At 38.4% G+C, this 14,082-nt stretch carries 10 protein-coding genes; 1 reads left to right on the forward strand and 9 read right to left on the reverse strand.

The window, feature by feature from the left end; all coding sequences use genetic code 11:
- Window positions 1-29: 29 nt before the first annotated feature.
- From IGJ44_RS16295 to IGJ44_RS16305, 3 genes are all read right to left on the reverse strand, one after another.
- The gene (locus IGJ44_RS16295) at window positions 30-2,537 is read right to left on the reverse strand and encodes a YfhO family protein (protein WP_167827246.1); all 2,508 of its coding nucleotides are present in this window, start codon (window positions 2,535-2,537) and stop codon (window positions 30-32) included.
- A 97-nt stretch (window positions 2,538-2,634) separates the two neighbouring features.
- Window positions 2,635-4,845: an isopeptide-forming domain-containing fimbrial protein gene (locus tag IGJ44_RS16300; RefSeq protein ID WP_074536264.1), complete on the reverse strand. Its 2,211-nt coding sequence runs from the start codon at window positions 4,843-4,845 to the stop codon at window positions 2,635-2,637.
- Window positions 4,846-4,857: 12 nt separating this feature from the next.
- Window positions 4,858-5,070, reverse strand: coding sequence for a hypothetical protein (locus IGJ44_RS16305; RefSeq protein ID WP_074536266.1), 213 nt, complete (start codon window positions 5,068-5,070; stop codon window positions 4,858-4,860).
- 508 nt (window positions 5,071-5,578) lie between these two features.
- Here IGJ44_RS16305 and IGJ44_RS16310 point away from each other — a divergent pair.
- A complete protein-coding gene (locus IGJ44_RS16310; protein WP_074536268.1) occupies window positions 5,579-6,118 on the forward strand; it encodes a DUF1697 domain-containing protein in 540 nt (179 codons plus the stop codon).
- Between the two features lie 432 nt (window positions 6,119-6,550).
- Here IGJ44_RS16310 and IGJ44_RS16315 read toward each other — a convergent pair whose 3' ends face one another.
- From IGJ44_RS16315 to IGJ44_RS16340, 6 genes are all read right to left on the reverse strand, one after another.
- A complete protein-coding gene (locus IGJ44_RS16315; RefSeq protein ID WP_074536269.1) occupies window positions 6,551-7,420 on the reverse strand; it encodes an ROK family protein in 870 nt (289 codons plus the stop codon).
- 51 nt (window positions 7,421-7,471) lie between these two features.
- Window positions 7,472-8,464 (reverse strand): LacI family DNA-binding transcriptional regulator, encoded by a 993-nt coding sequence (locus tag IGJ44_RS16320; RefSeq protein ID WP_015510589.1) that lies wholly within the window; start codon window positions 8,462-8,464, stop codon window positions 7,472-7,474.
- A gap of 176 nt (window positions 8,465-8,640) precedes the next feature.
- Entirely contained in the window at window positions 8,641-10,125 is a 1,485-nt protein-coding gene (locus tag IGJ44_RS16325) for a glycoside hydrolase family 32 protein (RefSeq protein WP_034869507.1), read from the reverse strand.
- On the reverse strand, window positions 10,126-11,733 hold the full coding sequence (locus IGJ44_RS16330; protein WP_002323465.1) for an ABC transporter substrate-binding protein: 1,608 nt from the start codon (window positions 11,731-11,733) through the stop codon (window positions 10,126-10,128).
- Between the two features lie 48 nt (window positions 11,734-11,781).
- Window positions 11,782-12,666, reverse strand: a complete 885-nt coding sequence (locus IGJ44_RS16335) for a carbohydrate ABC transporter permease (RefSeq protein ID WP_167827247.1) — start codon at window positions 12,664-12,666, stop codon at window positions 11,782-11,784.
- Window positions 12,667-12,681: 15 nt separating this feature from the next.
- A complete protein-coding gene (locus IGJ44_RS16340) occupies window positions 12,682-13,674 on the reverse strand; it encodes an ABC transporter permease (protein ID WP_005233042.1) in 993 nt (330 codons plus the stop codon).
- Between the last annotated feature and the right edge of the window lie 408 nt (window positions 13,675-14,082).

Below are 14,082 nucleotides of genomic sequence, written 5' to 3' on the forward strand. Positions count from 1 at the left end.
GATCGTCCTTTTTCAAAGAACCGCTTTGTTTAGTTACGGTTTTGTCTTTTCCACCAATCAAGGAAAACAATGATCAAAAAAATACTTGTGGCAAAGAGTGAAATTATCAATCCGACGGTATAGCCAGGAGCGTTGAAATTCCCAGTGATCGTTAGTGTGCTGTCTGCTGGCAAATTTGCCAATTGGATTAAACCGCCAAAAGCTGCTTGATAAGGATATGCTTCTCCATTTATCTTGAAGCTCCACCCTGCCTCATAAGGGATTGGTAAGACCAGATTGGTTCGCTCTCCTACATGAATTTCTCCTGTAAAACTTGTCTGATCGATCGTATCGATTCTCACCCCGTCATTGGTCTGCTGTTGCATCAGTGTCGTTAATTTTTCCTGATTGATCATCATAAAATACAGCGAAAAATCACGAACCACTTGATTCTCTTCCCACACCAAAACGAACTCATTGCTTTCTGGATCTATTTGATGCCACCCAGGCTCGACCTGACGGCTTTCTAAGTGAGTCACATAGCGTAAGTTATTGGCTAATTGATGAGGAAAATAGACATATAGCAACTCTTCCTTTGTTCCTTTCGGCACATCAAATGAAAAAGAGGCCGCATCAGCAATTTGGTTCACTTCATTTGCTTCAATTTTTACGCCAGCTGTTAGTTTGTGAGAAACCTTCTCATACCGAATATATTCAGCTGGATCCCCTCCAAGACTTGTAATAATTCGCTGCTGCAAATTCCGAGGAACCTCGGCTGTTACTTGCGCATCATCAAAAAAAAGACCCGTTGGATTCTCATATACAGTTTGAAATAATGTACTCTGATCCGCAAAAGCTATCGGCTGATAGTTTGCCGATACTTCAGACGTTTGGTCATTCTTGATCACTTGATATTGATTTCCTAGTAGAATATCAGTAATCGCTGTTCCGCCGCCTCGCTTGGCTCGTACAGCACTCGTTGAATACCCTAACTCCGTTAGCATAAGCAAATATTGCTTATTATTCATTGAACTAAAACCTGATACAGAAGGAAAATGATAATACAAATTATCCGTATCAAACGTCATGTAATTAGAAACTACTTTTTTTAACGGCTGCCACTTTTCTCGATACGCAATAAATTCGGTTTCTGCCTGAGTAATTGTTTGATCATACAAAGTGAAAGGAGTTACCTGATCCATTTTTTTTACTGTCGTTAGCTGATGAACTGTAACTTCTGCAAACGTCAGAGCGACGAAAAGCAGGCCAATGAAGGTTCGCCATTTCTCCCCTTCAGTAAACAAGGCAATCAAAACAAGCAGGGTCAGCAATACTTGATTCCAAAACCACGATGTAAAGTTAATTTCTTGTATCACTAACAAAAATCCTAAAACCAAGGACCAAATCAGACAGCTAAATGTCACAGGTTTCACTCTCCATACTCCTTGTTCTAATGCTCTTGCAGTGAGATAAATACTTAGAAAACTAAAAAGAAACGCAAAACGATAAGGAAACCCCGTTGGATAAACGAATGCATGCCAGATATTTCCCACTATTGGTACGCAAAAACTGATAATGAGGAATAAGTAAAGGACACCATAAATCAATCGTTCTCGGCGAGAAATCTGTTTTGAAAAAAAGAGCGGCGTAATAACTAGCGTTAAGATTCCGCTGTAAATATGTGGATATACTGATTTTGATGTATTGACAAAGGAACGCTGATAATAGATTCCATTAAAAAGTTTTGCTAACAATTTAGTAAAAGAGAACTTTGATTCTGTTATATGTATTGTATTTCTGATCCCCTCGGTTAAATAAAACAAAGTCGGTAAGATGATTACTGCTGCCATCAGCAATGCCAAAAGTGCATAACCCGATAGCCGAAGCAGTAATTTGCCGAGCTTTGCCAGTCGTATTTTTCTACGAGAACCTTCAGCAAAAAAATAAAGCACTGAAAAGAGCGCAACCATATAAGCAATATAAAAATTTGCCAATAATAGAAGAAATACTAGTACAACAAATCGTTTCCGCAAAACATAGTTTCCGAGAAAAAAATGAATCTCTCCAATAATCAATGGCAAGAAAATAAACGCATCTAGCCAAATAATATTAAAGAAATAGCCTACGAGCATGCCCGAAAAAGTATAGTTCAGGGCTAGTAGCAACGCAATTTCTGGCTTGTTTTTAAATGTATGGATCAAAAAGTAATACATTGCAGTAGAAATGCTAGCAAATTTCAAAGCAATCACTAGAACGATCCCAAAATAAAAATAGCTGTCTGGAATAAAAAGAAACAGCAGATTATACAAACTTCCCATATAATAGGCAAAATTTCCCATCATATTACTCCCACCAAAAAAATCCCAGCTATATTGCAATGATTCATTTCCTAAAAAAACTTGTTTTGCATACATGATAAAGCCACGATATTGAGCGAATAAATCAGAAATATAAAGACTTTTTTCGCCAAAAGGATAAAAGCCCATCATCTGATACACGATCAACAAACTAAGTAATGGCAAAAGAAATGCAGCTAAAAATGCATAATTTTTTTTCAATGTCTTCTCCTTATGTACGTGATTTCAACAAAGAAAAAATCAGCTATCCTTCAGCTGATTTCTTCTTTGTTCCTCACTTATCTCCTTGGTTACTCACTTATTTCCATTTGAGCTTTATAGCTAATCCCAAAATAACAATACCTGCAATCGTTAGAACAGGTGTCAATCTTTCTCCAGTAGCTGGTAGCTTTTTAGCATCTGAGGAAGAATCCCTCGTTTGTGTCGTGTCTTTTGTCTCATTTTTTGAACTGCTTAATGCCGTATCTTCCGTCGTAGAACTACTAGATTCTGAAGTACTCGTTTCTGTTTCTGATGTACTAGGTTCTGTCGTGTTGGTTTCTGTCTCAGACGTACCGGTTTCTGTCGTGCTCGTTTCTGTTTCTGATGTGTTAGTTTCTGTCGTGCTCGTCTCTGTTTCAGACGTACTGGTTTCTGTCGGACGTTCACGGTAAACAACGGTAAATTCTAAATCTTCATCACCAAACCTGACAACCTGGTCCTGTAACACTTCTTCTGGAAGGTCTTTTACTTCCCAATTTGCAAGCTTAGGTAATGGATCATGCCCTAAACTAGCACTTTCTGGTTCATAACTAACAGCGCCCGTTACATCATCCACGATTTTTTTAAGCTCATCGCTATTGAGTACTGTCGCTGGTGCCAGTTCATTGCCTTCTTCATCAACATAGCGAACGATTTTTTTGACGCTATCCGTGGAAATAGTCTTATGATGCATATAAACTACCTTATAATGCAAGTCATCGTCTCCAAATTTGACTGTTTGTTCTTCAAAAACTTCTTGCGGTAATTCCTTTATTTCCCAATTAGGAATATCTGCTACTGGTACAGCTCCCAGCGTTCCCGTTTCAGGTTCATAGGTAATGGTGCCGGTTGGTCCATTTTCAATTTTCTTTAGCTCCCCACTGGATACCTCAGCTGGCGCAACTAATTCATTGCCCTCTTCATCGACAAAATGGACGATTTTCTTCACTTCATCCGTCGAAACAGTATCTTCAGCATCCGGAATCAATGACAAGTAATCAGAAGCTGTTGGCACATCTTTATTTTCCGTTCCATCAACCTGCGTTAAAATTTCAGAAATTGTTCCTTGTGCCGTATCAAAAATGTAATCGGCAGAAGTATAGCCACCCACAAGTCCCTTACCATCGACATAGGCTGTATTTTCAACCGTTTCTCCCACTGCACCATCGTTGATTGTTGTTTCGAAAGAAACAACAACAGAATCGCCGCCGACCAATCTCTTAGTAATCGGTACATTCAGTTCATGCGTCGATTGGTCATACACTTCTTCTACTGCCACATGCTCTACCGTGCCATCGCTATAGGTTAATTTGATATCAGTAGGGCTAGTGAGGTATTGATCCAATTGATCCGTCATTACACCTGACACCAGCATTGAACGTTCAACAGTGTTCGTCACTTTGATTTGATATTCTAAACGGTCTCCGACATAAAAACCCTTACCCGTCAAATTGGTCACTGACTTTTCGACAGACAACTCAGGCTCTGCTGATTTGATAAAGTACGAAGCATTTTGCTGCTCACTATCTACCAGTTCTGCATTGATGAAGCCTGTTGCGTCAACTGAGAAAGTGCCATCCTTAAAAGAATACGCATAGACCTCATAGTTATTGCTTAGAGAACTCACCCCACCCCGCCAATTGTCGATCCCGGTTGGTGAGATAATTTCGTATTTTTGAACGAGAGTGATCGTATCTCCAGGCAATAATTTAAAGTCACGCGCGTTATCATAGTTATTTTGATTGACCTCTTCTGATCCAGATAACGAAGTCAGCGTTTCCACCCCGATCTCTTTAACTGTTGGGACGCTACTTTGTTGACTTTTAGCACTTTCAATACTACTTCGCACATTGATCCCCATCACAGATGCAGAATGATTACTCATAGTGATCGTACGGACAATAATATCCCCTACAGCTGTATCCGCCAGATCGCCACTTGTTTCATTCGTAAATATCGAAGCGAAATCAAAGCCGATAGCATTGTCTTTCACGGATGAAGTGGTTTTACCATCACTCATATTGCTTGTGCTCGTTTTAGATTGCTTTTTCTCTATATGTATAGAATCGTGGGTTCCTTCTTCTGACGTCTGTACATTTTCCGACTCCGTAGAGACACTTGAATCCATCACAGACTGACTCGTTTCACTTTGAGAAGATTGCATCGTACTCAAAGTCTCATCACTTACCGATACTTCTTGTGCAAGAGCACTCTCGGAAAAAATCATCCCAGCAAATAAGCAACTCAATAATTTTACCCTTTTTTTCATTTTCTACTCCTCTTACTTTCCGTCTCTTTTTGGTTTAATGTCTGAGATTACTACCTCATTGCTCTTCTCATAAACTTTTTCTACATTTGGACTATCAGTATCTTCTGTATAACTGGTCACACCAAAGTAATTCACTAATGCGTAGCCCGTTCCAATTCCTAACATAAACAGGATCAATACCCCCGCAACCACACTACGAACGGAAATCTTTAGTTTTTTCTTCATGTTTTCCCTCCATTTCTCTCCCAAGTGGATCAACCATTTACTCGCCCTTTTTAACGTTCGTGAAATGATGCACAGGAATATTTTCTAGGACCTTTTAATGATTATTATTTATAACACTAGTACTCTAATTATAATTTATATTCAAAGGAGCAACACGACAGACTCGGTCGTTCTCCTTACTTCTTTTGTCGCCATCCTTCGATAAAAAAAGCGAAAAATTTCTGCCTTCTCCACTTCGTAAAGGAAGAATCTATCTTCAACTCCTCTTCAATCAAATGCGATTGATTGGTCCTTTAAGATTGAATCATTCTAGCTAAACCAAGTAATGAAACAGATACCCACAAACGAATATTGTAGGTATCTGATAAACAATATAAAACTTTTTACGAGGTACATTGCGAAGCGTTTAACGATGAGCGCTTATTTGTTTCTGAGAAGCCAGGATTGTGCTTCCGCTCCATCCATTCTATAATCAGCTATAAGAAGCGTTTTAAAGGAGGGTCTAGCCATGCAACGATATATCGCTTTATTAAGAGGCATCAATGTCGGTGGAAAAAATAAAATTTCTATGAAAGAATTGAAAGCCGGTTTTGAAGAACTGGGGTTTAGCAATGTGGTCACTTATTTGAATAGCGGCAATGTGATTTTTTCCAGTGAAGGGGATGATCCACAAGCCCTTGCCGAAATGATTAAAGCAATGATCAAACGGTACTTTTCCTTTGATATCGCTATTTATATCATTCGCCAAAGAGACCTGCAGGAACGCTTGACCCATATACCTGACTGGTCAGGAACGGAAGATAAAACCATCTATGACAACCTGATCTTTTTGATGCCTTCACTGACCTACGAGGTGTTATCTGAAAAACTCGGGGCTCCAAATGCCGACCTTGAACAGGTTTTCCCTTACAAAGACGTCGTTTTCTGGTCCTACATCCGCAAAGACTATCAAAAAACCAATTGGTGGAAAAAAACAGCCAGCACCAGCGTCGGCAAGCAGATTACGATCCGGACCATCAATACCGTAAGGAAGATTGCGGAGATGTGAGGAATAGCAAGCCTTCTAATAATTATAAAACCCGTCAGGCAGACTCTTCTGACGGGTTTCTTATAACATTCTAATGTCTCATTAGTTCTCGTTACTACTATTCGTGACGCGCTTTAACTGACGTTAAGTTTCTACGCAATCATCCCAACTAGAAGCAATAAACTACCGAGAAGAATAATAGATTTTCACATCGTGTATTTCTATACTGAATATCTATGATAAAACAAAACCCAAGCATTAAGAAGCAATTTGAGGCAACTAGACAATAGTATAGAACGAAAGAAAAAATTCTTATTTGCGACATTCGATTACGCAAAAAATATATATGAACATCTATTATTAGCCATCCTTTTTACTAGCTCTCATTTTAGTTAACCTTTTTATCTATCCTAACTGCTATAAAAACTCTCTCACACGTTCTTTAACATGCTGCTATTGTTCGAACTTCTTTATTGCTAAAGCTAAGCAGCCGATCAAACCTGCATCGTCAGCAAGCATTGGAGTTAGTAGGTATTCTTCAAGAGCAGGGATATCCACATAGGAACCCATTTTTTCTTTAAACGCTTGGCGAATCAACTCGAGTAGTTGCGGCTGTTTCATTACACCCCCACCTAAAATTATTACTTCCGGTGCATATAGTAAAGTTGTGTTATACACACACTGAGCAAGATAATCTGCCTCAATCGCCCAATAAGGATGATCAAATGAAATGGTCTGGGCTTTTCTTCCAAAGCGTTTTTCAATCGCGGGGCCTGAGGCTAACCCTTCCAAACAATCATGATGAAAAGGACAGATTCCTTCAAATTGATCTTCATTATGACGTTGTAAGAGCATATGTCCCATTTCAGGATGACTGAAACCTGTGACTATTTTTCCATCGACTACAGCACCACCACCAACACCAGTACCAACGGTGTAATAAAGAACACTATTTTTACCTTTTCCATACCCTGCCATATATTCTCCATAACAAGCAGCATTTACATCGGTAGTCCAATAGATGGGAACCGACAAGGCGTTTTCCAAAGCTCCTACAAAATGATAATTTTGCCAAGCTAACTTCGGGGTATTGGTGATATATCCGTAAGTTCTTGATTCGATTTGAATATCAATAGGCCCAAATGATCCTACACCAATTGATGCGATATTTCCTTTGTACTTATCAAAGAAATCAAACACTTGCTTCATCGTTTCTTCTGGTGTTGTGGTAGGAAAACTTTTCCGTTCTATCACTTGTAATTGTTCGTTACCAATCCCACAGACAAACTTTGTTCCACCAGCTTCTATCCCGCCATATAACATTTTATCTACACCTTTCATTCACTCATTTTCAAAAAAAGAAACGTATTTGCACTAAGCAAAATCGTTTCTCACTAAAGGTTTCGTTGTGCCACCTTCGCCAAATTCAATCGGCAATACGGTACGTTTTTCTACTGTCTCTCCATTAATGACAGCAATTAATTTTGCCACTGCCACTTCCGCCATTTGCTTTGTAGGTTGGGCAATCGTTGAGACTAGATAAGGATCTCCTTCTGTCATCTTTTGACCATCAAATCCGATAACTTGGACATCCTCTGGTACGTTTTTCCCTATTTTTTCAAGCATATCAATGACAGCTAATGCCATTGGATCGTTGATCGTAAAAATACCATCGATATCGGGATTCTCTAACAAAAAATTTGTTACACGTTCTGAGAGATGGTCTAAAGGTTCTAACATATCTAACGCTTTATAGGAAATCCCCAATTGACGGCACTCAATCTCAAAATATTTTCGACGACTCTTCGTTTCATTCGGTGTTTCTTGGTACCCACCGATATATGCTACATTCTGACATCCTCGGCGATAAAGTTCATTTGCAGCCAAACGTCCACCGGCCGCATTGTCAGCGGTCACATAAATCACCTCTTCAGTGAAATAACGGTCAATACTAACAAAAGGCAGATTACTCGAAATGTATTCATCGATATCTGAATAAGTAATTCCAATGATGCCATCTACTTTATTTTGGCTGACCATCTGGATATATTCTTGTTCTTTTTCACTATTCCCACTGGAGTTACACAAATAAAGCTTGTAGTTTTGTCTTTCTAATGCTGTTTCTACATGGTAGGCAAATTCGCCAAAAAATGGATGCCATACAGTGGGTAGAATCAAAGCAACCGTGTTCGTATGCTTCATCTTTAACCCCCGGGCGTAAAAATCTGGTTGATAGTTTAACTCTGTCATTGCTGCTTCAACTTTTTCTCTAGTAGAAGCTTTAACAGAGCCGTTATTCAATACCCGGGAAACAGTTCCTACTCCGACACCTGCTAATTTTGCGACATCTTTCATTGTTGCTTTCATAGTTGATCCCTCACATTTCTGCACAAGTTTAGTATAATGAATTTTGTCATAAATTACTAATTTTTTCAAAATACTAATAGCAAAGCCATGGGAAATCTAGCTATCTGTTCTTTTCTAAAAATATTATCCTTCAAAACCTATTAAATAATTGATACACCGCCTAAGCAATCAAACATTTATTTCACACTCGCTGTTTCAAAAGCTTGAATACGACTTTCTCCAATCGAATGAAACAAGATATCTCGAGCTTTTTCCAGCTCATAAAAAGTAGCCGTCATAACTTCTAAACCATTAATAAAGACTTCAACTGATGAGGTATCTCTAAAAATCTCAAGAACGAGCTGATTATCAATCAAAGGTACTTCAACTTTTCGGACATTCAGAGATTCTTCTTCCGCCCCTGTAAGCTCTCTTCCTAGTTTCTGACGATCCAATTCAAAAACCTGTTTAGCAGTGTCATAAGTTAGTTTGAGACAATCCGTCTTAGACCGCAGTAATTCAATTGTAAAAACTTCTGCTTTCTCCAAATCTGCGACTAGATGTAAATATGAAGAATCCGACAGTGCGTTTCGAAATACGACTGATGTGTCAGTCACTGCGATATTTTCACTGCCTTGTTGATAAACTAAATGACTATATACAGTTGAGATGGGCTTTTGTACCAATCGATTTTTTTTCACTCTTAACTCTCGGGGCAAACTCATAGAGCCTGCCCAAAGATGGCCTAACTCATGTGTAGGCAATGTACGATCCCACATCTGCATCCAAGCAATCATCACCCGTCCACCATTAGGATCTGTTGTTGTTTGTGGTGCATAAAAATCCATTCCAAAATCCATTTCATGGAAATTATCAACTATCATCTGACCTGTTTCCCAGTTTACCTCACCAATACAAGCCATGGTAGAACTGATATTATGATATTCCAGTCCGTTCTTCTTGATTTGTATCGGAGACATGATTAAGACATCTCGTCCGTCTAAATGGAATAAATCAGGACATTCCCACATTATTCCTTGCTCTGAAGTCCCTTCTAGCAACACAGAGTAAAAGTGCCAAGTATACAAATCTGACGATTGAAACATCACTATTCTACCAGTAGACTGTGTAGATTTAGTAGCTACTACCATATAGTAAGCATCGTTGTGAACAATTACTTTAGGATCACGAAATTCTTGTATCAGCCCATTTTCACCTAGCTGTTTTTCTGCTACCACAGGATTACCACTGTATTTGCTAAAATGAATACCATCTTCAGAGACCGCCAAACATTGATGCTGATGGCTAATACCATCAATTTCTTGACAGCCTGTATAAAATAAATATAGTTTTCCGTCTCTTTCAATTGCACTTCCTGAGAAACACCCGCCGCTGTCATAAGGTTGATCTGGGGCTAACGCTACTGGTAGATCTTCCCAATGGACCAAATCACTACTGCGCGCATGCCCCCAATGCATGGGCCCCCATCGACTATCGTAAGGATAGTATTGATAGAAGAGATGGTAATGCCCTTTGTAATATATAAACCCATTGGGGTCATTTATCCACCCGATGGGTGCGGAAAAATGATAGTTTTGTCGATACTGAGGGTTAACTTTTCCTCGCATCATTTCAATAAATCGATTTGCTTTATCCAAAATCGCCGTTTCTTCTACTAACACTTATTGTGCTCCCTTCAAAAAATTATCATAGCCAGTTTGTTTTATTTGAATCCATTCTTCCAAACCTACACGTTCCAATTCAGCAAGGTATTCTTCCCATTCTTCATCGATTTTACCGCCGGTGATCCACTCTGCTCTTTTGCGATAGATGTAATCCCACATATCTGTTTCAATTTTTGCTAATCGATCTGTTTCTTCTTTTTCTAAAAAGACACGTGGATAGATATTGTCTTCTGTAATATATGGCAAATACGTGTCATGCATCAAATCTAAACGCCACTTCGCATCATCTGGCATAGTAGTGACTGTGCCGTAATAAGAATCAAGAACCGCTAATGGTCCTCCAGCTTCGGTTTTTTGTCTTAGTTCCCCCGGTGCTGTCCCCTCTAAAGGCAAATGTTTTAACATACCATCCTTTAATTCAAAAATATTCGCCTGTGCTTCATCACCGTAGGTTCCCCAGTTATTTTGGACAGACTGTAACGGTTCATACATTTTATCTATCCACCTAGCTGTAAGTTCCAAGTTTTTATTCGCACTAGTAATTACGAAACGATCTCTTGAGAAACCCATGCCATTCGTACGAGTAACGTGTTTCGTTCCATCTGGTCCCGCTAAGACTGGCAAGACGTCATAACTATCATCTGCACCCGTGATATTTGCTTTATCCCAAGTAAAGTACACGCCATACTTATGTTCTTTCCCTTTGGCAACATACGTATTCCAATCTTGTTCGAAAGCCTCTTTATCAATAAGACCTTTATTATTCATTTCGTTGAAATATTTGATGGCTTCTTTATACCCTTCTTTGTTAGCAGTAAATTGTACTTGGCCATCGTTATCAACGACTAAGTGGTCATCATTATCACCTAGACCGAATGCCCCCATTAAAAATTTTAAGTCTTCATTTCCTCCATTGTTAATAAAGCTAAAAGGAATTTCATCTGCTTCACCATTACCATTTGGATCTTGCGTCTTGAAAGCCTCCAACACAGTCATCAACTGATCAGTGGTTTGCGGCATTTCAAGACCCAAATTATCCAACCACTCCTTGTTGATCCAAGCCATCCCATTTACTGTATGAATCGACTCTTTTCCTTCGCCTAATTCTTCAATCCAAGGCATAGAGTAAATGTGACCATCAGGTGCAGTAGACATTTGTCGGTATTCGGGGTTTTCATCAAAAATTTTCTTCAGATTTGGCATATAATCTTCGATCAAATCTTCAATCGGTACAATAACGCCACTTTCCGCCCAGTTTAATAAATCATAGTCACCTGCAGCGGCGTTGAAGATGGCATCTGGTAAATCCCCACTAGCGATATCCAAATTTCTTTTTTCGGCAAAATCACTACTGTAGTTTGTCCAATCAATATGGAGATTGGTCTCTTCTTCTAACCGTTGGAAAATCAATTTGTCATTAGGATCATTGGGAGCCAAAGGGGCACTTTGAGACATCATTTTTAAAGATACTTTTTCTTTCAATGGAAAAGAGACATTTTCTAGTTCATAATCAGGGCTTGATGTACTCTTTTCTTTTGAGCCTCCACAAGCCCCCAAAATTAGTACGGAAGTAAAAACGATTGGCAGCATCCATTTTGCTTTCATCTTAAAATCTCCTTTATAATTTTTATTCATACAAATAGTGAACAATACTTATCCTTTAACAGAACCAACTAAAACACCTTTATCAAAATATTTTTGGAAGAAAGGATACATTATGATTAATGGCAGACTAGAAATGACAATCGTTGCGTATTTGATCAACTCAGCAATTTGTTTCATTTCTGCCATGGCTGTATTGGCTCCCACCATGTCTTGTGAGGGTTGGTTTTGGATCAAAATATTTCTTAATACGAGTTGCAACGGCTGTAAGTCGGGATCTTTGATATAGATCATGGCATCAAAATATGAGTTCCATTGCCCAACAAAGGCATATAAAAACAATACGAACATAATTGGTTTAGCTAATGGAAGCATGACTTTGAACAGTATTTGCAAGTCATTGGCGCCATCGATAGTAGCAGCTTCAGAAAGTTCTTTTGGCAAAGCACTAAAATAGGTACGCGCTAAGATAATATTCCACACATTTATAGCACCTGGTATGATAATCGCCCATACACTATCTAACATGCCCAAGTTCTTTACCAATAAATAGGTAGGTATCAAGCCGCCACCAACGAACATTGTAATGACAAAAAAAGTCATAATAATCTTTTTCCCAGCCAAGTTAGGTCGAGATAAAGGATACGCAGTGATCATCGTAATAAATACAGTCAATAAGCTGAAGCTAAAAGAGTAAAACAACGAATTTACGAAACCGCGTAAAATGGAATCATCTGCAAATACCCGTTGATATCCTTGTATTGTCCAATCTTTCGGATTGAAGCTTATACCTTTATTGATCAAAGTAGCTGGGTCCATAAAAGAAGCTACCAGTACATAAATCAGCGGAACAATGGTGATGACGATTAAAAAAGTTACAATCACTCGATTCAACCATAAGATTTGACGGTCGATTTTTGATAAAGCACTATTCATAATTTTCTCCTTTCATTACAAGCCTTGACCATCGTTTAGCCGCTTGGTTATATTGTTGACAATCAGTAATAAAACGACATTAATAATCATATTGAACAGACCAACAGCAGCAGAGTAGGCATAATCACCTGATTGCAAGCCGACTTTGTATACATAAGTGGAAATGATTTCTGAGGCAGGGATGTTCATTGAAGTTTGCATCAAGTAGGCTTTTTCATATCCTACATTCATAATACCGCCGGCGGCCAAGATGAAGCTGATCACCATCACAGGCCTCAATGCAGGCAAATCGATATGCCAAATCTTTTGTAAAATATTTGCCCCATCGATATTTGCTGCCTCATATAAATCGGTACTGACTCCCGCCAGCGTCGCGGTGTAAAGAATGGATGACCAGCCGATTCCTTGCCAAATTCCCGATAAAATATAAATCGTTCTGAAATAAGCTGGATTAGACATGAACATAATTGGTTGCCCCGTAACCTTTTCTACTAACCCATTAATAGGTCCATTTGCGGATAGGAACAAAAACAGCATCCCCACGATAATAACTACTGAGATAAAATTCGGCGCATATAGAATCAACTGGATTTTCTGTTTTATTTTTTTATTGATAATTTGATTCAAACTCAGTGCTAAAATAATTGGTGGAAAAAAACCTAACAATAAACCATAAATGCTAATTTTTAATGTGTTGCTCAGCAAAAGCGTAAAATTTGGTGAACTGATAAATTCCCTAAAGTGATCTAGCCCTACCCAAGGACTTTCCAAAATTCCTAGCATAGGATTATAGTCTTTAAATGCAATCACAGCACCGTACATTGGCACATACTTAAAGATAAACGTCATGATGATACCTGGTAAGAGCAACAAGTACATCCACTTATCACGCCGCAACTGTTTCTTTAATTTTTCCCACTTCGAGATATTTTTTTTATCCCGTTGTACCGCCCTTATCTCACCACCTGGTCCCAATGTCTTTTCCAATTCAATCTCCTCCCAATACATTTTAGAAACGTTTCCATTTTCGTCTAAAAAAATAAAAATTTAACGAAGATGCATTTTGGAAACGTTCCCACTATTTTCGTTTATAGATTACCATAGCCATTTTTTTAAGTCAATATTTTTTTGTAATTATTCTTTCACCCACACTAAGCTTCCTTCAATTCATTTATGGTTTACGAAAATTGTTAAAAATTAAGGATCTCGATTATTTCATTAATCCTATTTTTTCTCTACTTTTCTAGCATTCTTCTTTTATGAGTTTACTTATCACAACTTGCATTCCCTATTCTCTTTTCTAACAATCATGCACTATTTAACCGTTCCAATCGGAAGATTATCTGGTTAATTATTTAAAAATAGTTCGGATTCACATTTATTTTTTGCGTTTTAACTAACTAAAAGCGAAAAGAT

Origin of the sequence: Enterococcus sp. DIV1368d (genome assembly GCF_050542975.1) — a bacterium.
In the GTDB taxonomy this organism is placed as follows: domain Bacteria; phylum Bacillota; class Bacilli; order Lactobacillales; family Enterococcaceae; genus Enterococcus_D; species Enterococcus_D casseliflavus.